Source organism: Pseudomonas sp. HN8-3 (genome assembly GCF_020790195.1).
Lineage (GTDB): Bacteria > Pseudomonadota > Gammaproteobacteria > Pseudomonadales > Pseudomonadaceae > Aquipseudomonas > Aquipseudomonas synxantha_A.
Genome location: NZ_CP086206.1, coordinates 4,945,930 through 4,964,885, shown reverse-complemented (window position 1 = coordinate 4,964,885; position 18,956 = coordinate 4,945,930). Strand labels below are relative to the sequence as shown.

The 18,956-nt window shown below is 59.7% G+C and carries 23 protein-coding genes; 11 read left to right on the top strand and 12 right to left on the bottom strand.

What is annotated here, in order from left to right:
• Nucleotides 1–62 precede the first annotated feature (62 nt).
• The 4 genes from proB (at nucleotide 63) to LJX92_RS22085 (ending at nucleotide 3,569) form a co-directional block, all read left to right on the top strand.
• A complete protein-coding gene (gene proB, locus LJX92_RS22100; protein ID WP_005791305.1) occupies nucleotides 63–1,181 on the top strand; it encodes a glutamate 5-kinase in 1,119 nt (372 codons plus the stop codon).
• Between the two features lie 16 nt (nucleotides 1,182–1,197).
• Nucleotides 1,198–1,662: a CreA family protein gene (locus LJX92_RS22095; protein ID WP_032879534.1), complete on the top strand. Its 465-nt coding sequence runs from the start codon at nucleotides 1,198–1,200 to the stop codon at nucleotides 1,660–1,662.
• Nucleotides 1,663–1,763: 101 nt separating this feature from the next.
• Complete coding sequence (locus tag LJX92_RS22090; RefSeq protein ID WP_032879536.1) at nucleotides 1,764–2,246, top strand: glutathione peroxidase; 483 nt, start codon at nucleotides 1,764–1,766, stop codon at nucleotides 2,244–2,246.
• A gap of 219 nt (nucleotides 2,247–2,465) precedes the next feature.
• Entirely contained in the window at nucleotides 2,466–3,569 is a 1,104-nt protein-coding gene (locus LJX92_RS22085; protein ID WP_032879538.1) for an NADH:flavin oxidoreductase, read from the top strand.
• Between the two features lie 49 nt (nucleotides 3,570–3,618).
• Here LJX92_RS22085 and LJX92_RS22080 read toward each other — a convergent pair whose 3' ends face one another.
• The 3 genes from LJX92_RS22080 to cysZ all read right to left on the bottom strand — a co-directional run bounded on the left by LJX92_RS22080 (nucleotide 3,619) and on the right by cysZ (nucleotide 6,563).
• The gene (locus tag LJX92_RS22080; protein WP_032879540.1) at nucleotides 3,619–3,798 is read right to left on the bottom strand and encodes a hypothetical protein; all 180 of its coding nucleotides are present in this window, start codon (nucleotides 3,796–3,798) and stop codon (nucleotides 3,619–3,621) included.
• Nucleotides 3,799–4,565: 767 nt separating this feature from the next.
• Nucleotides 4,566–5,744 carry a glycosyltransferase family 4 protein gene (locus LJX92_RS22075; protein ID WP_032879541.1) on the bottom strand — a complete coding sequence of 393 codons (1,179 nt, stop codon included), beginning with the start codon at nucleotides 5,742–5,744 and terminating at the stop codon, nucleotides 4,566–4,568.
• 54 nt (nucleotides 5,745–5,798) lie between these two features.
• Nucleotides 5,799–6,563, bottom strand: coding sequence for a sulfate transporter CysZ (gene cysZ, locus LJX92_RS22070; RefSeq protein WP_228308949.1), 765 nt, complete (start codon nucleotides 6,561–6,563; stop codon nucleotides 5,799–5,801).
• A gap of 294 nt (nucleotides 6,564–6,857) precedes the next feature.
• Between cysZ and trxB the strand changes: the two genes are divergently transcribed.
• A complete protein-coding gene (trxB, locus tag LJX92_RS22065; RefSeq protein WP_003194076.1) occupies nucleotides 6,858–7,820 on the top strand; it encodes a thioredoxin-disulfide reductase in 963 nt (320 codons plus the stop codon).
• A 123-nt stretch (nucleotides 7,821–7,943) separates the two neighbouring features.
• On the opposite strand, the gene LJX92_RS22060 is transcribed toward trxB, so the two are convergent.
• Genes LJX92_RS22060 through LJX92_RS22035 form a run of 6 tightly spaced genes read right to left on the bottom strand, consistent with a single transcriptional unit; the run spans nucleotide 7,944 to nucleotide 10,868 of the window.
• Entirely contained in the window at nucleotides 7,944–8,285 is a 342-nt protein-coding gene (locus tag LJX92_RS22060) for a HopJ type III effector protein (protein WP_148852675.1), read from the bottom strand.
• A complete protein-coding gene (locus LJX92_RS22055) occupies nucleotides 8,278–8,574 on the bottom strand; it encodes a DUF1244 domain-containing protein (protein ID WP_032879544.1) in 297 nt (98 codons plus the stop codon). Before LJX92_RS22055 ends, LJX92_RS22060 begins: the two co-directional genes overlap by 8 nt.
• 15 nt (nucleotides 8,575–8,589) lie before the next feature.
• Nucleotides 8,590–8,961 carry a dihydroneopterin triphosphate 2'-epimerase gene (folX, locus tag LJX92_RS22050; RefSeq protein ID WP_032857710.1) on the bottom strand — a complete coding sequence of 124 codons (372 nt, stop codon included), beginning with the start codon at nucleotides 8,959–8,961 and terminating at the stop codon, nucleotides 8,590–8,592.
• 2 nt (nucleotides 8,962–8,963) lie between these two features.
• Nucleotides 8,964–9,524 carry a GTP cyclohydrolase I FolE gene (folE, locus tag LJX92_RS22045; RefSeq protein ID WP_005791285.1) on the bottom strand — a complete coding sequence of 187 codons (561 nt, stop codon included), beginning with the start codon at nucleotides 9,522–9,524 and terminating at the stop codon, nucleotides 8,964–8,966.
• 20 nt (nucleotides 9,525–9,544) lie between these two features.
• A complete protein-coding gene (gene folM / locus LJX92_RS22040; protein WP_032879545.1) occupies nucleotides 9,545–10,255 on the bottom strand; it encodes a dihydromonapterin reductase in 711 nt (236 codons plus the stop codon).
• A 55-nt stretch (nucleotides 10,256–10,310) separates the two neighbouring features.
• A complete protein-coding gene (locus LJX92_RS22035; protein WP_032879547.1) occupies nucleotides 10,311–10,868 on the bottom strand; it encodes an antibiotic biosynthesis monooxygenase in 558 nt (185 codons plus the stop codon).
• A 212-nt stretch (nucleotides 10,869–11,080) separates the two neighbouring features.
• On the opposite strand from LJX92_RS22035, the gene LJX92_RS22030 reads away from it, so the two are divergent.
• Entirely contained in the window at nucleotides 11,081–12,037 is a 957-nt protein-coding gene (locus LJX92_RS22030; RefSeq protein ID WP_032879548.1) for a MerR family transcriptional regulator, read from the top strand.
• Between the two features lie 2 nt (nucleotides 12,038–12,039).
• Here LJX92_RS22030 and LJX92_RS22025 read toward each other — a convergent pair whose 3' ends face one another.
• A complete protein-coding gene (locus LJX92_RS22025; protein WP_032879549.1) occupies nucleotides 12,040–12,645 on the bottom strand; it encodes a hypothetical protein in 606 nt (201 codons plus the stop codon).
• 58 nt (nucleotides 12,646–12,703) lie between these two features.
• Nucleotides 12,704–13,171 (bottom strand): PAS domain-containing protein, encoded by a 468-nt coding sequence (locus LJX92_RS22020; RefSeq protein WP_032879550.1) that lies wholly within the window; start codon nucleotides 13,169–13,171, stop codon nucleotides 12,704–12,706.
• Between the two features lie 129 nt (nucleotides 13,172–13,300).
• Here LJX92_RS22020 and LJX92_RS22015 point away from each other — a divergent pair, with 129 nt between their 5' ends.
• The 4 genes from LJX92_RS22015 (at nucleotide 13,301) to LJX92_RS22000 (ending at nucleotide 16,628) form a co-directional block, all read left to right on the top strand.
• On the top strand, nucleotides 13,301–13,756 hold the full coding sequence (locus LJX92_RS22015; protein WP_032879551.1) for a flavodoxin: 456 nt from the start codon (nucleotides 13,301–13,303) through the stop codon (nucleotides 13,754–13,756).
• Between the two features lie 145 nt (nucleotides 13,757–13,901).
• Nucleotides 13,902–14,684, top strand: a complete 783-nt coding sequence (locus LJX92_RS22010; protein WP_228308948.1) for a class II aldolase/adducin family protein — start codon at nucleotides 13,902–13,904, stop codon at nucleotides 14,682–14,684.
• Nucleotides 14,684–15,586, top strand: coding sequence for an alpha/beta fold hydrolase (locus tag LJX92_RS22005; protein ID WP_032879552.1), 903 nt, complete (start codon nucleotides 14,684–14,686; stop codon nucleotides 15,584–15,586). Before LJX92_RS22010 ends, LJX92_RS22005 begins: the two co-directional genes overlap by 1 nt.
• A gap of 130 nt (nucleotides 15,587–15,716) precedes the next feature.
• Entirely contained in the window at nucleotides 15,717–16,628 is a 912-nt protein-coding gene (locus tag LJX92_RS22000) for an SDR family oxidoreductase (protein ID WP_032879553.1), read from the top strand.
• A 403-nt stretch (nucleotides 16,629–17,031) separates the two neighbouring features.
• Here LJX92_RS22000 and LJX92_RS21995 read toward each other — a convergent pair whose 3' ends face one another.
• Nucleotides 17,032–17,907, bottom strand: coding sequence for a helix-turn-helix domain-containing protein (locus tag LJX92_RS21995; protein ID WP_223017920.1), 876 nt, complete (start codon nucleotides 17,905–17,907; stop codon nucleotides 17,032–17,034).
• A gap of 136 nt (nucleotides 17,908–18,043) precedes the next feature.
• Here LJX92_RS21995 and LJX92_RS21990 point away from each other — a divergent pair, with 136 nt between their 5' ends.
• On the top strand, nucleotides 18,044–18,946 hold the full coding sequence (locus LJX92_RS21990) for a DMT family transporter (RefSeq protein ID WP_032879555.1): 903 nt from the start codon (nucleotides 18,044–18,046) through the stop codon (nucleotides 18,944–18,946).
• Nucleotides 18,947–18,956: the final 10 nt, after the last annotated feature.

Sequence of the window (18,956 nt, the reverse complement as noted above, 5' to 3'; positions counted from 1 at the left end):
ATCCGGGTATAACGTTATGGGCGGCGCTGGGTCGCGCGGCCCTCACTCTAAGGTTGAAGATGATGCGGAGCAAAGTGACAGGTGCGCAGCGCTGGGTCGTGAAGATCGGCAGTGCGTTGCTGACGGCCGATGGCAAGGGGCTGGATCGCGCAGCCATGAGCGTCTGGGTCGAGCAGATGGTGGCCTTGCATGAGGCCGGTGTCGAGTTGGTGCTGGTGTCGTCCGGGGCGGTTGCCGCCGGGATGAGCCGCCTCGGCTGGACCGCGCGACCCAGCGCGATGCACGAACTGCAAGCCGCCGCGGCCATCGGCCAGATGGGCCTGGTGCAAGCCTGGGAGTCCAGCTTTGCCGAGCACGGCCGCCACACGGCGCAGATCCTGCTGACCCACGACGACCTGTCCGACCGCAAGCGCTACCTCAATGCCCGCAGCACCTTGCGCGCCTTGGTGGAGCTCAAGGTCATCCCGGTCATCAATGAAAACGACACCGTGGTCACAGACGAAATCCGTTTCGGCGACAACGACACCCTGGCTGCGCTGGTGGCCAACCTGGTGGAAGCCGACCTGTTGGTGATCCTCACCGACCGCGACGGCATGTTCGACGCCGACCCGCGCAACAACCCCGATGCCCAGTTGATCTACGAAGCCCGCGCCGATGACCCGGCACTGGATGCGGTCGCCGGCAGTGTCGGCGGTGCCCTGGGCCGTGGCGGTATGCAGACCAAACTGCGCGCCGCTCGCCTGGCTGCGCGTTCCGGTGCCCATACCATCATCGTTGGTGGGCGCCTGGAGCGTGTGCTGGATCGCCTCAAGGCCGGTGAGCGCATCGGTACGCTGCTATCACCGGAACGCGGCATGCTGGCAGCGCGCAAGCAGTGGCTGGCCGGGCATCTGCAAACCCGTGGCACCCTGGTGCTGGACGAGGGCGCGGTGTCGGCGTTGTCCCAAGGCAACAAGAGCTTGCTGCCGGTGGGCGTCAAGCTGGTGCAGGGCAGCTTCCGCCGTGGCGAAATGGTGGTGTGCGTCGCGCCGGACGGCCGCGAGATTGCCCGTGGCCTGGCCAACTACAGCGCCCTTGAAGCACAGAAGATTATTGGACAATCGTCTGACGCGATTGTCGGACTCTTGGGTTACATGGCGGAACCGGAACTGGTGCACCGCGATAACCTCATCCTGGTTTAAACGAAAGGAATACCCGATGCGTGTAATGAAGGGATTACTCGGCCTGTTATTGCTCATGCCACTGCTGGCCTCGGCCGAAGAAATCGCCCAGGTCTCGACGGTGTTCAAGTTTGTCGGCCCTAACGACCGGATTGTGGTCGAAGCGTTTGACGACCCCAAGGTTGACGGCGTGACCTGCTACCTGTCGCGTGCCAAGACCGGCGGCGTCAAAGGCGGCCTGGGCCTGGCCGAAGACCGCGCTGAGGCCTCGATTGCCTGCCGCCAGGTTGGCCCGATCCATTTCAAGGGCGAACTCAAGGACGGGGACGAAGTCTTCAAGGAACGCACCTCCCTGGTGTTCAAGACCATGCAGGTGGTGCGTTTCCTCGACAAGAAGCGCAATACCCTGGTGTATCTGGTCTACAGCGACCGCCTGATCGAAGGCAGCCCGCAGAACGCGGTGACGGCGATTCCGATTCTGCCCTGGCCGACCGCTCAGTAACCTGCAGGCGAGTTTTGTCACCGGCGTCTATGATTGAAGACTCGCCGGTTGTAAGCTCCGAGAGCTGCAATGCAAAGAATATGGGATATCTGGAGTTCGTCATGAGTGCTTTCCACGATCTGAAACTCAAAGCCCTGGACGGACAAGAGCTACCGCTGGCGCCCTTCAAGGGCCAGGTTGTGCTGGTGGTCAATGTGGCGTCCAAATGTGGTTTGACCCCGCAATACGCGGCGTTGGAAAACCTCTACCAGCAATACAGGGACCAGGGATTCACGGTGCTCGGCTTGCCGTGCAATCAGTTTGCAGGCCAGGAACCGGGGACCGAACAAGAGATCCGCGAGTTCTGCAGCCTGAACTACGGGGTGAGTTTTCCCCTGGGCAGCAAGCTCGAGGTCAACGGCCCGGATCGTCATCAGCTGTACCGCTTGCTGGCAGGTGAGGGCGCCGAGTTTCCAGGGGACATCACCTGGAACTTCGAGAAATTCCTGTTGGGTAAAGATGGCCGGGTACTCGCGCGCTTCTCGCCGCGTACGTCCCCGGACGACCCGACTATCATGCAGGCCATCGAAAAAGCCCTGAGCTGAAACACACCCACTGTAGGAGCGAGCTTGCTCGCGAAGATCGCCAACGATAACGCGTTGATCCTGACTTAACGCGTGTTCCCGGATTCTTCGCGAACAAGCTCGCTCCTACAGGTATTCGGCTACTTCTACCCCTTTAATCACCCAGATCAATAGTGCTACTAAGCGCTGCACACTCGCCATATTATCCGCGTCATAAATCCCGTCCTGGTGGAGTGCTCCATGCCTGTCCAAGCCTTGTTCAAACCCTTCCAACTCGGTGGACTGCAACTGTCGACCCGCGTGGTCATGGCGCCCATGACCCGTTCGTTCTCTCCGGGTGGTGTACCCAACTCCAAGGTCATCGAGTACTACCGTCGTCGTGCGGCGGCCGGTGTGGGCCTGATCATCACTGAAGGCACCGTGGTCGATCACCGGGCGTCCAACGGCTACCCCAACGTCCCGCATTTCTACGGTGAGGCCGCGCTGGCCGGCTGGAAGAAAGTGGTCGACGCGGTACACGCCGAAGGCGGCAAGATTGTCCCGCAGTTGTGGCATGTGGGTAGCGTGCGCCGTATTGGCACCGAGCCTGATGCCAGCGTGCCTGCTTATGGCCCGATGGAAAAGCTCAAGGACGGCAACGTGGTTGTGCACGGTATGACGCAACAGGACATCAGGGACGTGATCAACGCCTTCGCCCAAGCTGCCAGTGACGCCCAGGCGATCGGCATGGACGGTGTAGAAATCCATGGCGCCCACGGTTACCTGGTGGATCAATTCTTCTGGGAGGGCAGCAACCAGCGCACCGACGAATACGGTGGCAGCCTGGCCAACCGTTCGCGCTTTGCCATTGAGCTGATCGAGGCCACCCGTGCTGCTGTAGGGCCGAATTTTCCGATCATCCTGCGTTTCTCGCAGTGGAAGCAGCAGGACTACACCGCACGCCTGGTGCAAACCCCTGAGGCGCTGGGTGAGTTCCTCAAGCCATTGGCTGAGGCCGGCGTAGATATTTTCCACTGCTCCACTCGCCGTTTCTGGGAGCCGGAGTTTGAAGGCTCCGACCTCAACCTGGCTGGCTGGACGCGTCAGCTCACGGGTAAGCCGACTATCACCGTGGGCAGTGTTGGCCTGGATGGCGAGTTCCTGCAATTTATGGTCAACACCGACAAGGTCGCGCAACCTGCCAGCCTCGAAAAGCTGCTGGAGCGCCTGAATAACGATGAGTTCGACCTGGTGGCCGTAGGGCGTGCGCTGCTGGTGGATCCTGATTGGGCCGTGAAGGTGCGCGAAGGGCGTGAAGGGGACATCTTGCCCTTCAGTCGCGACGCGTTGACCACTCTGGTGTAAAAGGCTGGACTCCCTGTGAGCGTCACAGGGAGTTTCTTCTCTTTAGCGATTAATACTCTGGTCGCTTATTCAACTCTTTACTGTGATCAGTCTTGAGCGTGTCTTTATGGCCAGGCTGGCCGTAGATTGGCGGTTCAGCACGGGCTTGATCCAGCCATTGTTGCTGCTGGGTCCATTGCGCGGTTGGCATGTTGACACCATTGCGTACACCCATTCCATAAATTGACATGTTCCGTATCTCCTGGGGTTGGCTGATCAATAGGGGCGTACTGGCTGCGTCAGGGTTTGGTCGTATGGATGTGTGGGTTGCTGTGGACGATGCGAGCCGTAGTCGGGGCGTGTGGGCTGATGTGGACGATGCCAGCCGTAATCGGGTTGTGAGGGTTGCTGCGGACGATGCCAGCCATAATCGGGTTGTGTGGGGTGCTGCGGACGATGCCAGCCATAATCGGGTTGTGAGGGTTGCTGCGGACGATGCCAGCCATAGTCGGGTTGTGTGGGTTGCTGCGGACGATGCCAGCCGTAATCGGGTTGTGAGGGTTGCTGCGGACGATGCCAGCCATAGTCGGGACGTGTAGGTTGCTGCGGGCGATGCGAGCCGTAGTCGGGACGTGTAGGTTGCTGCGGGCGATGCCAGCCGTAGTCGGGACGTGGGGGTTGCTGCCGGCGGTACCAGCCATTGTCGGGCCCCGTAGGCCTCTGGCTGAAGGTATCGGTAGTCGGGTACCGTGGAACCATGGATTCGTTTATCAGTGTCGACATAGTTATCTCTTAAGTTTCCATCATGAATGCCTGCCTCTTGGGTGCGATCTGTAAAAGACACCCCTGGTAAGACAGGTGTCATGTGGGTGGTGATAAATCCTGCAGCGTTCCAGAAATATCCTGTGTGGGGGCGCTTATTCAGGCGCTCTGGCGCGAAAAAGCCTAACGCCTGGGCCATTACTCGGGGGCTCGTCTGTCAGGCAGGTGAAGTGACTTACAGTCATTGCTGAGTCTTCAGCCTGCGTGCGGCTGTGTTGGGACGATAAAATGTTCCCCACACACACCTCGTAACTGCTGCTCGAACTGTTCGACAATCGCTGGCCAGCCCTGGCGGCTCGCGTGTTGACGCGCATTGAGGCGCATACGGCGTAAACTTTCCGCGTCCTCCAGCAGCCAATTGGCGGCGTCGCAAAACGCATTTTCGTCACCCGGCATCGCCAGCACCCCGTTGTAGCCGTGACGAATATGCTGTGTGGCGGCAGCCTGGTCGTAGGCCACCACCCCCAACCCTGACGCCATGGCCTCCAGTACCACATTGCCAAAGGTTTCGGTCAGGCTGGGGAACAGGAACACATCGCCGGACGCGTAATGACGAGCCAGTTCTTCACCGCGCAAGGCACCGCAGAAAATTGCTTCGGGAAGGTCCTTTTCCAGCATTGCTCGTTGTGGTCCATCACCGACGATGATCAGTTTCATCTGACGCAAGGGGTATCTGTTCTGCAAGGTCTCGAAACAGCGCTTGAGCAGGCCCAGGTTCTTTTCCTGGGCCAGCCGCCCTACATGCAGCACTGCGATTTGCTCATTATTCAAGGCCCAGCTTTCCCGCAGAGCGCTGTCGCGTTTGGCGGGGTGGAACAATTGGCTGTCGACGCCTCTGGCCAACATCCCCAGGCGCTCAAAATGCCGACGCTCCAGTTCCAGGCGCTGACTGGCGCTTGGTACCAGGGTCAGGCTCGATCGGTTGTGAAACCAGCGCAGGTAATGGGTGACCATGCGACTGAGCAGGCTCAAGCCGTACTGGTTCGAATACTGCTGGAAGTTGGTATGAAAGCCGCTGACAACACTGATTCCCAAACGCCGCGCCGCACGCAGAGCGGATAAACCCAACGGCCCTTCGGTGGCGATATACAACACGTCCGGGCGCTGGCGGCTCCAGCGTCTGAGCAGTTTGCGCATCGACGATTGGCCCCATTGCAGCCCTGGGTAACCGGGTAATGGCCAGCCGCGGCACAGCAGCAGTTGATCGTCACTCGGTCGGCTCTGATCAGCGCCCTGGCGTGGACGCACCAGTTCGACCTGATGACCACGCGAGCGCAAACCCTCGCACAGGCGGCCAAGGGTATTGGCCACGCCGTTGATTTCCGGCGGGAAGGTTTCGGTAATGAGGGTGATGTGAAGCGAGGCTGTCGTCATGACCCACAGTGTCACCGCGGGCCATGTCGCCATTGTGTCTGAGTGATGATGGATTTATGACGGGGTCACGGCCTGCTGCGTCATCGCCTCGGCACCTTGCTCACGCACCCAGAACAACGTCGCCCCGGCGACTGCCGCCGGCATCATCAGCAGGTTGACCACCGGCACCAGCAGCACCAGATAGACAACACCGCCGAAGCTCATGCTCTGCCAGCGCTTCTGGCGCAGCCAGGCGAGCATCTCGTTCCAGCCCAGTTTGTGGTTGTCGGCCGGGTAGTCGATGTACTGGATTGCCATCATCCATACGCCAAAGAGCAACCACAGCGGCGCAGCGATCAGGTTGATCACTGGAATGAACGACAGGATAAACAGTCCGATAGCTCGTGGCAGGAAGTAGCCCAGCTTGCGCATTTCCCGGGCCAGGGTACGCGGCACCATGGCGATCAATTCACCCCAACTGAACGCCGGAAAGTCATCGGTGCCGCGCACCACCACTTCAACCTTCTCCGAGAGAAAGCCGTTGAACGGCGCTGCGATGATATTGGCGAGCATGGTGAAGGTGAAAAACACCATCAGCACCACCAACACCACAAACAATGGCCACAACAGGTAATTCAGAAAACTCAGCCAACTGGGCAGCGTCGGCATCAGATGGTCGACCCACAGGCTGAACTGATGGCCGGCGAAATAGATCAAGCCGACGAACAGCACCAGGTTGATCGCCAGCGGCAGCAGCACAAACAAGCGCAAGCCGGGGCTCAACACCAGTTTGAGGCCTTCACGCAGGTATTGCGGACCGGAAAGAGCGGGGGCGGGCATGGTGAACTCCGAGCAGGATGACGAACGCGCCGACCTTACCGGCTTTGTATCGTGGGCGAAAGCGGCGACATCATCAGTAACATTAGGGGGAGCAATGGCGTCGATTAATCGGGCCGACTGCATAGAGACCACCTATGAGCTGGATTGTTATTCCGTATTTCCTTAATCTTGCCCCCCTCGATACGCTGCACCCATTATTTTCAGGGCCTGCGAGTTCAAGCCTTCCCCAAGTGCTTCGTGGTCCCTTTTTTATTCCAGCCGCCTTGTAGTCCGGGCGGTCGATAGGAGCGAGTCATGTCTGATACCCGCCATTCGCGAGTGATTATTCTCGGTTCCGGCCCTGCCGGTTACAGCGCTGCCGTCTATGCTGCCCGGGCCAACCTCAAGCCGCTGCTGATCACCGGCATGCAGGCGGGCGGTCAGTTGACCACCACCACCGAAGTCGACAACTGGCCGGGCGATGTCCACGGACTGACCGGCCCGGTGCTGATGGAGCGTATGAAAGAGCACGCCGAGCGCTTTGAAACCGAGATCGTGTTTGATCACATCAACAAGGTCGACTTCTCCAAGAAGCCTTACAGCCTGACCGGCGACAGTGGCGTCTACACTTGTGACGCCCTGATCATCGCCACCGGTGCCAGTGCTCGTTACCTGGGCCTGCCATCGGAAGAAGCGTTCATGGGCAAGGGGGTTTCGGCCTGCGCTACCTGCGACGGTTTCTTCTACCGCAACAAGCCGGTCGCTGTGGTCGGTGGTGGTAACACCGCTGTGGAGGAGGCGCTGTACCTGGCCAACATCGCCAGCACTGTGACCCTGGTTCACCGTCGCGAGACCTTCCGCGCCGAGAAGATCCTGATCGACAAGCTGCATGCCCGTGTGGCAGAAGGCAAGATCATCCTCAAGCTCAACGCCACCCTGGATGAAGTCCTGGGCGACAACATGGGCGTGACCGGTGCGCGCCTGAAGAACAACGATGGCAGCTTCGACGAATTGAAAGTCGACGGTGTATTCATCGCCATCGGCCACACCCCGAACACCTCGCTGTTCGAAGGCGTGCTGGAAGCCAAAGATGGCTACCTGGTGGTGCAGGGCGGCCGCGAAGGCAATGCTACCGCGACCAACATCGAAGGCATTTTCGCTGCCGGCGACGTGGCTGACCACGTCTACCGCCAGGCCATCACCTCGGCCGGCGCCGGTTGCATGGCGGCCCTGGATGCCGAGCGCTACCTCGATGGTTTGAAGGACGCTTCGTTCTAAACAACGCTGCAAAAAAATGTGGGAGGGGGCTTGCTCCCGATAGCGGTGTGTCAGCCAACTAATACTTGGCTGAAACCTGCTATCGGGAGCAAGCCCCCTCCCACATTTGGATATGTATTTGACTCAGGATTTGCGAGCCAGGGGCTGCGCGGCAAATTTTACCCCATCCAACCCATGGGCAATCAACGCCCGAATATTGCCATGGTCACTGCCCTCAGGCGTCGCCACCACCGACCGGTAATGCTCGCCAAACGCCAGCAACGCTTCCTGATCGCTCAAGCCTTCCAGCAACGCCAAACCCAGGGTCTTGCACGAACCTTCGTTTTGTCCGGCTGCGTTTTCCACATCGCCATTGGTGAACGCTTGTGGCTGGTAGTCGTAACCGTCGGCGATAAAGGCCAGGGTGTCGGCAAAGACGTGTTCGCCACTGTTGAGGCTGGCGCGCAGGGTGTTCAGATCAGTCATGGGGTTTTCCTTTGGCGAACGCGGCCTGTTGGTCGGCGTTGGCTTCTTGCTGGTATTGGGCTTTCCACTCGGCGTACGGCATGCCGTACACCACTTCACGGGCGTCATCGAGGCTGACCTCGATCTGGCGCTCATCGGCCTCGGCCTTGTACCACTTGGACAGGCAGTTGCGGCAAAAGCCGGCCAGGTTCATCAGGTCGATATTCTGCACATCCTTGCGGCTATCCAGATGGGCCACCAATCGGCGAAAGGCGGCGGCTTCAAGTTCGAGGCGTTGTTGGTCGTTCATAGGGCTCACTTAGTATCAGCGGCTGGCGGCTAGAGTGATCGAAACCGACTCGGCAAAGCGCAGCGCGTGGGGCTTGTCGACTTCCACCTCGGCGTACAACACCGATTCGTTGCTCATCACCAGGTCCAGCAATTCCTGGGTCAGGCGCTCCAGCAGGGCGAAGCGGTTGCCTTCCACATGGGCGATGATCGCCTTGGTGATGGTGCGGTAGTTCAAGGCGTGGTCGATATCGTTGTCGCGCACGGCGTCCTGGGCGGCATACAGGATGGTCAGGTTGATCAGCACATCCTGCTTGTTGAGGATTTCGTCCTCGTTGATGCCAATAAAAGTGCGCAGGCACAGGTCTTTGACCCGGATGCGCGCCATGCCTGGTTGAAGTTGTGGCATTGCTACTTGCTCCGTCCAATCAATTGCAGGAACTCCATGCGCGTGGTGTTCGATTCGCGGAAGGCGCCGAGCATCACTGAGGTGTTCATGGTTGAATTCTGTTTCTCCACGCCGCGCATCATCATGCACATGTGCTTGGCTTCGATCACCACCGCCACGCCGGCAGCCTGGGTCACGTCCTGGATGGCGTCGGCGATTTGCCGCGTAAGGTTTTCCTGGATCTGCAGGCGCCGGGCAAACATGTCGACGATGCGCGCCAGTTTAGACAGGCCCAGCACCTTGCCGGTCGGAATATAGGCCACGTGCGCCTTGCCGATAAAGGGCAGCAGGTGATGCTCGCACAACGAGTACAACTCGATGTCCTTGAGGATCACCATCTCGTCATTGTCGGAGGCGAACAGCGCGCCGTTGACGATTTCTTCCAGGTTCTGCGCGTAGCCATGACACAGGTACTGCATGGCCTTGGCGGCACGCTTGGGCGTGTCGAGCAGGCCCTCGCGCTCTGGGTCTTCGCCCAGGCCCTTGAGGATTTCGCGGTAGTGGTGGGGCAGGGAAAGGGTCATACAACATCCTCGCAAACGGCTTACTTGATATGCCGCCCGCCGTTGACGGTCAGGGTGGTACCGGTGACATAGGGGTTGTCCAGCAGGTAACGCACGCTCTGGTAGATCACCTCAGGCCCGGGCTCGATGCCCAGGGCCGACTTGGCCAGGACCTTGGCGCGATAGGCCGCGTCGTCGCCTTCGTTGAACATCACCATGGCCGGCGCGATACCGTTGACCTTGATCAGCGGCGCGAACTGCGCGGCAAACGATAGCGTGAGGCTGTCGAGGCCGGCCTTGGTGGCGCAATAGGCGATGTGCTGACGGCTGCCCTTGCGCACCACGTCATCGCTGATGTGCACGATATCGGCAGGTGTCGAGCGTTGCAGCAAGGGTGAACAATGCAGGTTGATCAGGTACGGCGCAAGCATGTGTACGCTGAACATATCGATAAACGCGCGGCTTTCGTCGCCCGGTGTTTCTGCGACCCAGGCCGAAGCATTGTGGATGATCGCACGCAGGCTTTGGGTATGGGTTTGCAGCTGCGCGATGAAGGCAAGAATCCCGGCTTCGCTGGAAAAGTCGGCAAATACGCCGATGGCCCCTCGTTCACGTAGCGCCTGCACACCTGGGCGTTCGCTACGGTAACTGAAAATCACCGAGTAGCCATCATCCAACAGGCGCTCAGCACAATGCAGGCCGACGCGCTGGCCGGCACCGGTGATCAGGATCGGTGCGTGGGTTGCAATCATGGGAGGCTCAAGTCGCTGGCAGACGCAAACTATACCAGCGACCCGGCCCCTGTGCTCATACGGCGGCTTCGGTGACTTTGCGCGGTGGCGAGGGGTGCAGCCAGTTCGCCAACAGATGCGTCGAGAGCGGAATAAAGAGGTAAACCATCAGCGGCGTCAGGGCGGCGGTGCTGACCAGTACACGGCTGAACAGGTCCAACTCGCCAAGCAGCGGGCCGAGACCGAAGTTGAACAACAATGACACCGGGAAGAACGCCAGCCAAATCGCGACCGCCTGTTTCCAGCGCGGCGGGCGTGCCCCTACGGCACCAAACCAGCCATCGATACCGCTGACACGACGCTCGCAAGGGTTGGCAAACAGCTCGCTTCCGCGACTCAGCCAGGCGCTGCGCGAGGCGGAAAATTCCCAGGCGTGCAGGGTTTTCTCATCGGCGAAGCGGAAGATGATCTGGAACTCATCATCATGGGGTGGCGGGGCGAGTACGCCGGAACCCAGGTAACCCGGGAAGTCAGTGGCCAATTGCTCGCCTTCGCGCAGCCAAGCCATCAATTCTTCGTAGCGACCTTTGGCGACGCGGCGCGCAACCATCAATGTGACGGGTGAGGTAGACATGGTGTATCTCCAGGTATCGAGTGCGCTGGGCCGGGTAAGCGGCGCACGAACGAGGCTGCGGGGTGCTGCAGCGACGTAAAAAACAGGCAAGGATTATTCCTGTTTTGCCGAAATACGCCAGAAACTTCGGATGGATCGCCGTAGATCTTGAATCATGGGCATCAATGGGCGTTAAATAAGATACAAATCCATATGGATATTGCTGACAGCTGATGCCCCAAATCATTGCTCCGTCTCTTGAAGCATCACCTGATAGTCACGCTGACCCCGAAGTGCTGTTTCCAATTCGTGAAGTGGCAAGACTTACAGGCGTTAACCCGGTGACTTTACGTGCCTGGGAGCGTCGCTATGGCTTGATTCAGCCCGTTCGCACCGAAAGTGGGCATCGGCTGTACTCAAGCACCGATATCGACACGGTTCATCGCATTCTTGACTGGATCGAACGCGGCGTAGCGGTGAGCAAAGTGGGCAAGATCCTGGCGCGTGATCAACGGCCCGGCGAGCTGGCCACGGCGTCACGCAGCGATATCGAACTGGAATGGCAGCAGTGGCAGGCGCAACTGCGGGTGGCCATCAGCGCTTTTGATGATCGTGAACTGGGGCAGTTGTACGGACAAATCTTCAGCGCTTATTCAACCACCGTCGTATTTCAGGACATCATGATGCCCCTCTGGCAGCAACTGCTGCGTCACCAGGGGCGTTTTGGCCAAGCCAGCGAATGGCTGTTTTTCGACAACTTCCTGCGTTCGCGCACCGCTCAACGGCTGCAATTGGCGTGTGCTTCACCGGCACCGAGGGTGTTGCTGGCCGCCATTGCCGGCGAGTGTCGTGAGCTGGAACTATTGGTCGCGGGTTTATTGATATCCAGCGACAAGCTCGCGGTAAAAGTCCTGGGTGTTGGCCAACCGCTCGATGAGTTGACGCTGGTCTGCGAGAGAACTCGGCCACAAGCCCTGGTGCTGTTTTCCAACCATTCTCCCGGTGCAGAACTGCCTTCGCGGCTCAGTCGCCTGGCATTGACGCTCAATTGCCCGTTGCTGTTGGCTGGCGATGCCTCGGACCTCGCCGAGCACAGCCTGGCAGGCTCATCGATAGGTTGCCTGGGCAATGACGGACGTTTGATGCAGCGCCGCTTGCAGCAGTTTCTCAGTGGTCACCTGGATACCTGAACTCAGGCGTGCACGTGGGGATGAACCAGGCGGTGCTGGTGCAGAATGAACTGGCGCAGGCGCTCGGTCTCATCTGCATCACTCTGGCTCAGGCGGTAAGCGAACAGGCCTCGGGCAGTTTCCCGCTCCAGCGTGCCGCGAAGCGCGATACGTTCGTAGCCGGAAGGGCTGAACCACAGGGAAAAGGTCTTGGGCGGTTTCGCCCGGCCGCGCACTTCTACCAGTACACCCTTGAATGATACTTCGTGCACCCACAATGCACTGGGGTAGCCCTTGACGTTTTCCAACGCCACGGGCGCTTCAAGGGCCAGGCGCCACGGGCGGATCATCGGCCCGTCTTCGAAAATGCTCGGCACGCCCAGGCGCAGATGCACCGCATGAAACTCATCTTCCACCAAGCGCAGGGGGAAGGTGAGCTGCTGGTTGTCGAACTGGGCCTGGATGGTGACTTGGTCGTGAGCGGCCAGCCGCGTGAGCAAATCACGAATCTGCGCGCCGCCATTAACCGTCAGGCTCGACCACGCATCCCGCAGATTGAGCTGCGGGTTGTGCTGCATGTCCTGGATAAAGTCCAGTTCGTCCTGCGTCAAAAGCGTGTCGCGGTGCATTGATCTAGCTCAAGGCTGAGGCATTAAAAAGCCATTATCGCTCTAAAGACTGGGTTTTTTACAGTTTGTTAATTCCACTCGTCGCCTTGAGCGCCGCGAGCTCGTTTTTAAGCTCGGCCAACTGCGTTTCCAACTGGGCGACGCGTTGCTGCGCCTTGACTTGAGTGGTGACGTCTTTTTGCACACCGACGAAATACGTTTGCCTGTCCGCCTCGTTGTACACCGTCGAAAGTGACAGCTCATTCCAGAAGTGAGTGCCGTCCTTGCGGTAGTTACGCAGGATCTCGCGACATGCGCCGCCGTTGTCGAGGGCTTCACGAATGGCCATCAGTGCCGGCTGGTCACGGTCACCGGACTGGAGGAAGCGGCAGTCCTGATAAAGGATCTCGTCCAGGGTGTAGCCGGTCAGGCGTTCGAACGCAGGGTTGACGTAGATCAGCGGTTTGTCCTTGCCCTCACGCTCGGCAACGACGATCCCATCGTTTGAGGCATTGACGACCATTTGCAGCAGCTTGGCGTTAATCATTGAGCGGTCCATGGCTTGTGTTTGACGGTGCAAGTTTAAGGCAAGTCTTGATTCTTGCACGCTGCGCGCTGAATTATCGGCACAGACTGCTAATATCCCAGGCTTTGACTCAACTACAGGATCAGATTGATGAAAGTCGCCATCCTTTCCGGCTCGGTCTACGGTACGGCTGAAGAAGTCGCTCGCCATGCGGAAAAAATCCTCAAGGACGCCGGTTTTGAAGCCTGGCACAACCCTCGCGCCAGCCTGGGCGAGGTGCAGGCGTTTGCTCCCGATGCGTTCCTTGCGGTGACCTCGACCACCGGCATGGGCGAGTTGCCCGATAATCTGCAACTGCTGTACTCAAGCATTCGCGACCAACTCCCCGCCGCCTGGCGCGGGCTGCCGGGCGCGGTCATCGGCCTGGGTGACGCCAGCTATGGCGATACGTTCTGCGGTGGCGGCGAGCAAATGCGCGAACTGTTCGGCGAGTTGGGCGTGCGTGAAGTGCTGCCGATGCTGCGCCTGGACGCCAGCGAAAGCGTGACCCCGGAAGCCGACGCCGAGCCTTGGCTGGCTGAACTGGTCGTCGCGCTGCGCGGTTGAGCGAAGGGGCGGCCGTTGTACTATTCTCTTGGCTGACTCGCTCAGTCATCAAGCTGGCTGCGAAGGCAACTCCTTGTGCCACGGCGTCTGACTAGACTGGCTCTCACTTAGACACAATAACAAGTGCGCCAAGGAGGACGTTGCCGTGAGCCTAGCCCCTGCATCATCGCCAGAAAACATCAAAGCCCAGGTCAGTGCTGCCGAATGGCAAACCCGCGTTGACCTGGCGGCCTGTTATCGCCTGGTGGCGATGCATGGTTGGGATGATCTGATCTTCACGCATATTTCGGCCAAGGTGCCGAGCACGGAAGATTTCCTGATCAACCCTTATGGGCTGATGTTCCACGAAATCACGGCCTCAAGCCTCGTCAAGGTTGACCAGGCCGGCAACAAGCAAATGGACAGCCCCTACGAGATCAACCCCGCGGGCTATACCATCCACAGCGCCATCCACGAAGTGCGTCATGACGTGACCTGCGTGTTGCATACCCACACCGCTGCCGGTGTGGCGGTTTGCGCACAAAAGCAAGGCGTATTGCCCATCAGTCAGCAGTCGCTGTTTGTGCTGTCCAGCCTCGGCTATCACGCCTACGAAGGCGTAGCGCTGAACCATGAGGAAAAAGCCCGTTTGCAGGCGGACCTTGGGCAAAACAATTTCCTCATGCTGCATAACCACGGCTTGCTGACCTGTGCTGGCACCATCGCCGATACCTTCCTGATGATGTTCACCTTCCAGCGCGCCTGCGAGATCCAGGTGCTGGCGCAAAACGGCGCAGCGCAGCTGATTGCCATCGAGCCGCAAATCCTGGCTGGCGCCAAGGCGATGGTGGCGGCTGTCACAAAAAGCGCCCAAGGTATGGGAGGTGCGCTGGCCTGGCCGGCGCTGCTGCGCAAATTGGACCACCAGAACCCCGGGTATAAAAGCTGATGCCACTCGCCGAGATACCGCTCAGAGCCTGGCGCAAACGCGGCCAGGACTTCGTCTTTCGTGGCCGTACCCTGCGTTACTGGGTGGCCGGGCAGGGCACGCCTCTGCTGCTTATTCATGGCTTCCCCACCGCCAGTTGGGATTGGCATTACCTGTGGCAGCCCCTGGCCCAGCGCAATCTGGTGATTGCCTGCGACATGCTCGGTTTTGGTGACTCGGCCAAGCCCCTGAACCACGACTATTGCCTGTTGGAGCAAGCCGACTTGCAACAGGCGTTGCTTGAACACCTGGGAGTGGAGCAGCCGGTGCATGTATTGGCCCATGACTACGGCGACAGCGTCGCCCAGGAGTTACTTGCCCGGCATTACGAAGGCCGGTTCCAGATGGCCAGTTGCGTCTTTCTCAACGGCGGGCTGTTCCCGGAAACCCACCGTCCCACCCTGGTGCAAAAGTTATTGCTCAGCCCGTTGGGCTGGATGATCGGCCGGGCTTACGGGCGCAATGCCCTGGCCAGCAGTTTCAGCCAGATATTCGGCCCGCGAACGCGGCCCAGTGAAAGCGCTCTGGATGATTTCTGGAGTTTGATCAGTTGCAATGACGGGCCGCGTATCCTGCACAAACTGATCGCCTACATTCCCCAGCGTCGACGCCTGCGTGATCGCTGGGTGGCCGCCATGCAGCACGGCAGCGTGCCGATGCGGGTGATCGACGGCGAGGTGGACCCGATTTCCGGCGGCCATATGGTCGAGCGCTTTGAGCAACTGGTGCCCCACGCCGACACGGTATTGCTGGCCGATATCGGCCATTACCCGCAGATCGAGGCGCCGGTGCAGGTGCTCAGGCATTACCAGGCCTTTCGTGATCGCATCGGCCAGCCTTCGCCGCAAGCGGTCTATTCCTGAGCCTGGCTTCTCCAGCGGGTATCATCCTGCTGCCTTATCGAGCACCATTCAGCCTCGGCCGTCTTTATTGTGACCAAAGGCGCTGTGCGTGACACTCTGCCTATTCCCATTGTCGCCAGCGGAGTTCGGTATGAGTGAATCAGTGCAGTTCCAGGATAAGGTCGTGATCGTCACCGGTGCCGGCGGTGGCCTGGGCCGTGCTCATGCACTGCTGTTCGCCAGGCACGGAGCCAAAGTGCTGGTCAATGACCTGGGTGGCTCCACCCAGGGCGAGGGCGCCAACGCCTCGGCGGCCGACCGGGTGGTAGCAGAGATTCGCGCGGCAGGCGGCATTGCCGAGGCCAACCATGATTCGGTCACTGACGGTGACAAGATCGTACAGAACGCTCTGGATGTCTTCGGCCGGATCGACGTGGTAGTCAACAACGCCGGGATCCTGCGCGACAAGACTTTCCACAAGATGGACGACAGCGACTGGGATCTGGTTTACCGGGTGCATGTCGAAGGCGCCTACAAGGTTACGCGTGCCGCCTGGCCCCATCTGCGCGAGCAAGGTTATGGCCGGGTGATCTTCACCGCCTCCACGTCAGGCATCTACGGCAACTTCGGCCAGTCCAACTACGGCATGGCCAAGCTGGGCCTGTATGGGTTGACCCGCACCCTGGCGCTGGAAGGGCGCAAGAACAATATCCTGGTCAACGCCATCGCCCCTACCGGAGGTACGCGCATGACCGAAGGGCTGATCCCGCCCCAGGTATTCGAGCGGCTCAAGCCGGAACTGGTCAGCCCGTTGGTGGTGTATTTGGGCAGTGAAGCCTGCCAGGAAACTTCAGGGTTGTTCGAAGTGGGTGGCGGCTGGATCGGCAAGACCCGTTGGGAGCGCAGCCTGGGGGTGGGGTTTGATCCCGAAGCGGGCTTCTCGCCGGACGAAGTGGCGGCGCATTGGCAGCAGATCTGTGATTTCGAAGGTGCTGCACATCCCAAGGACAACATTGAGGCATTGAAGGAGATGATGGCCAACTTGCAGAAGTTCAGCCTCTGATCATTGCCGGAACATCACTGAATCTCGCGGGGCGTCGATGACGCCCCGTTTTATTTCAGGCATAAAAAAGGCCGCTGCATAAGCAGCGGCCGAAGTAAGACGTTGGATCAAGGAGCGACAAATCAACGTCAGTGAACACCGGTAACAGACTGAATACGGGATCAATCCGTTGTAAATCTGCTGTTCTCCCCAAGCAGGGAGCGGGCCATTTGCCCTGAAAGCGAGGTAAGAATAGTCGCTTGTAACAAAATGAGTAATAGCAGTTCAGGACAAGGACTGTTACTAATTACGCAACAGTTGTGCTGCGTTCATCGACTCTTCTGATAACGCCCTATCCACCCCATTCATGCGCCATCTTCACGCCACAGGCGGTGGCCAAGGCGACGACGCTGGGCTTGATGGCCTAGGCGCGTAATGCCTGGCGGTATTCGCCCGGGGTGGCCCCCAAGGCTTGGCGAAAGCGCTGGTTGAAATGGCTGGCGCTGGAAAAACCGCACCTCAAAGCCACCTCACCCAGGGGCAGCGTGCTGCTGCGCAGCAGGGTCTTCGCCCGCGCCAGACGGCGTGCCAGCAGGTATTGATGGGGCGGCACGCCGAAACTCTGACGGAACATCCGGGCGAAATGGTATTCCGACAGCGCGCACATTGATGCCAACTGGCCGAGGCTGATGGGGTCTTCGACATGGTGGTCGATGTACTCCACCAGACGCCGCCGTTGGTGCGCCGCCAGCCCGCCTTTGAGGCGCAGGCCCTCGCGTACGCCGACCTGGTTGAGCAGGGTGTGGCTGAGCAACTCATGGGCCAGGCTGCTGGTCAGCAAGCGCTCTGCGGGTTCGAGCCAGTTGAGGCTAATCAGCTGGTGAAAGCGCCGGGCCTGGCGGGCGTCTTCAAGGAAGGTCGTCTCACGCAACTGCAATTCCCGCGGCTCGCGGTCCAGCAGGGTGACGCAGCCGAGGGCAAATTGCTCCGGGCTGAAATACACGTGGGCCAGGCGAATCTCGCCATTGATCACCCACGCCGACTGGTGCTCGGCCGGCAGAATGCACAATTTGTCGGGGCCGCCCTTGGTACCCGGTCGGTCGCGACGAAAGGTGCCAGTGCCGCCGCCGATATAGCAGGACAAGGTGTGATGGCTGGGCGCCTGATAGTCCTGGGCATCGTGGTGGTTGCTCCACACGGCCGCAGACAAACCGTCACCGAGCTCGGCGCAGGCTTCCAGGCGTGCGTGGGGCGAGCGGTTGAGGGATTGAAAGACGTGCAGCGATTCCAGCTCTGGCATGGTGTGTTCTCCGACGCCTTGCATCCTACTCCCGGCGGCGAGCGCTGTGAGCCCGTCACCCGACAAAAGCGCAAGAATGTGCAAGAACCTCAGGGCGATTAACCGCAACACTGTGGCTCAATCGTCGGAGCCTGCTATGAACCTCTTCTTGTACTTACTCACGGTGCTGATTTGGGGTACCACCTGGATCGCGCTCAAATGGCAACTGGGCGTGGTGGCGATTCCCGTGTCGATTGTCTATCGCTTCGGCCTGGCGGCGCTGGTGCTGTTCGCGCTGTTGCTGCTCAGCCGCAAATTGCAGGTGATGAACCGCCGCGGGCACCTGATTTGCCTGGCCCAAGGGCTGTGCCTTTTCTGCGTCAACTTCATGTGCTTTCTCACCGCCAGCCAGTGGATCCCCAGTGGCCTGGTCGCCGTGGTGTTTTCCACGGCGACCTTGTGGAATGCCCTGAATGCCCGGGTGTTTTTCGGCCAGCGGGTTGCACGTAACGTATTGACGGGCGGCGCGCTGGGGCTGCTGGGCCTGGGCTTTCTGTTCTGGCCGGAACTGGCCGGGCATACCGCCAGCCCGCAGACCTTGCTCGGGCTGGGCCTGGCGCTGCTGGGAACGCTGTGTTTTTCGGCGGGCAATATGCTGTCGAGCCTGCAACAGAAGGCCGGGCTCAAACCGTTGACCACCAATGCCTGGGGCATGGCCTATGGGGCAGCCATGTTGGCGACCTATTGCGCAGTGCGTGGCATTCCCTTCGAGATGGACTGGAGCGCACGGTATATCGGTGCGCTGTGGTACCTGGTGATCCCGGGCTCGGTGATTGGGTTTACCGCCTACCTCACCCTGGTCGGCCGCATGGGGCCGGAAAAAGCGGCATATTGCACCGTGCTGTTTCCGGTGGTGGCGTTGAATGTGTCCGCATTCGCCGAGGGCTACCAGTGGACGGCGCCGGCGTTGGTGGGGCTGGTGCTGGTGATGTTGGGGAATGTATTGGTGTTTCGTAAACCCAAACCGGTAAACCCGGTTTTCCAAGCGAAACACATTTAACCGAGTTGCC

Excerpts from the sequence above, each read along its gene's own strand:
- proB (WP_005791305.1), top strand. The coding sequence starts at position 63 with ATGCGGAGCAAAGTGACAGGTGCGCAGCGCTGGGTCGTGAAGATCGGC.
- LJX92_RS22095 (WP_032879534.1), top strand. The coding sequence starts at position 1,198 with ATGCGTGTAATGAAGGGATTACTCGGCCTGTTATTGCTCATGCCACTG.
- LJX92_RS22090 (WP_032879536.1), top strand. The coding sequence starts at position 1,764 with ATGAGTGCTTTCCACGATCTGAAACTCAAAGCCCTGGACGGACAAGAG.
- LJX92_RS22085 (WP_032879538.1), top strand. The coding sequence starts at position 2,466 with ATGCCTGTCCAAGCCTTGTTCAAACCCTTCCAACTCGGTGGACTGCAA.
- LJX92_RS22080 (WP_032879540.1), bottom strand. The coding sequence starts at position 3,798 with ATGTCAATTTATGGAATGGGTGTACGCAATGGTGTCAACATGCCAACC.
- LJX92_RS22075 (WP_032879541.1), bottom strand. The coding sequence starts at position 5,744 with ATGACGACAGCCTCGCTTCACATCACCCTCATTACCGAAACCTTCCCG.
- cysZ (WP_228308949.1), bottom strand. The coding sequence starts at position 6,563 with ATGCCCGCCCCCGCTCTTTCCGGTCCGCAATACCTGCGTGAAGGCCTC.
- trxB (WP_003194076.1), top strand. The coding sequence starts at position 6,858 with ATGTCTGATACCCGCCATTCGCGAGTGATTATTCTCGGTTCCGGCCCT.
- LJX92_RS22060 (WP_148852675.1), bottom strand. The coding sequence starts at position 8,285 with ATGACTGATCTGAACACCCTGCGCGCCAGCCTCAACAGTGGCGAACAC.
- LJX92_RS22055 (WP_032879544.1), bottom strand. The coding sequence starts at position 8,574 with ATGAACGACCAACAACGCCTCGAACTTGAAGCCGCCGCCTTTCGCCGA.
- folX (WP_032857710.1), bottom strand. The coding sequence starts at position 8,961 with ATGCCACAACTTCAACCAGGCATGGCGCGCATCCGGGTCAAAGACCTG.
- folE (WP_005791285.1), bottom strand. The coding sequence starts at position 9,524 with ATGACCCTTTCCCTGCCCCACCACTACCGCGAAATCCTCAAGGGCCTG.
- folM (WP_032879545.1), bottom strand. The coding sequence starts at position 10,255 with ATGATTGCAACCCACGCACCGATCCTGATCACCGGTGCCGGCCAGCGC.
- LJX92_RS22035 (WP_032879547.1), bottom strand. The coding sequence starts at position 10,868 with ATGTCTACCTCACCCGTCACATTGATGGTTGCGCGCCGCGTCGCCAAA.
- LJX92_RS22030 (WP_032879548.1), top strand. The coding sequence starts at position 11,081 with ATGCCCCAAATCATTGCTCCGTCTCTTGAAGCATCACCTGATAGTCAC.
- LJX92_RS22025 (WP_032879549.1), bottom strand. The coding sequence starts at position 12,645 with ATGCACCGCGACACGCTTTTGACGCAGGACGAACTGGACTTTATCCAG.
- LJX92_RS22020 (WP_032879550.1), bottom strand. The coding sequence starts at position 13,171 with ATGATTAACGCCAAGCTGCTGCAAATGGTCGTCAATGCCTCAAACGAT.
- LJX92_RS22015 (WP_032879551.1), top strand. The coding sequence starts at position 13,301 with ATGAAAGTCGCCATCCTTTCCGGCTCGGTCTACGGTACGGCTGAAGAA.
- LJX92_RS22005 (WP_032879552.1), top strand. The coding sequence starts at position 14,684 with ATGCCACTCGCCGAGATACCGCTCAGAGCCTGGCGCAAACGCGGCCAG.
- LJX92_RS22000 (WP_032879553.1), top strand. The coding sequence starts at position 15,717 with ATGAGTGAATCAGTGCAGTTCCAGGATAAGGTCGTGATCGTCACCGGT.
- LJX92_RS21995 (WP_223017920.1), bottom strand. The coding sequence starts at position 17,907 with ATGCCAGAGCTGGAATCGCTGCACGTCTTTCAATCCCTCAACCGCTCG.
- LJX92_RS21990 (WP_032879555.1), top strand. The coding sequence starts at position 18,044 with ATGAACCTCTTCTTGTACTTACTCACGGTGCTGATTTGGGGTACCACC.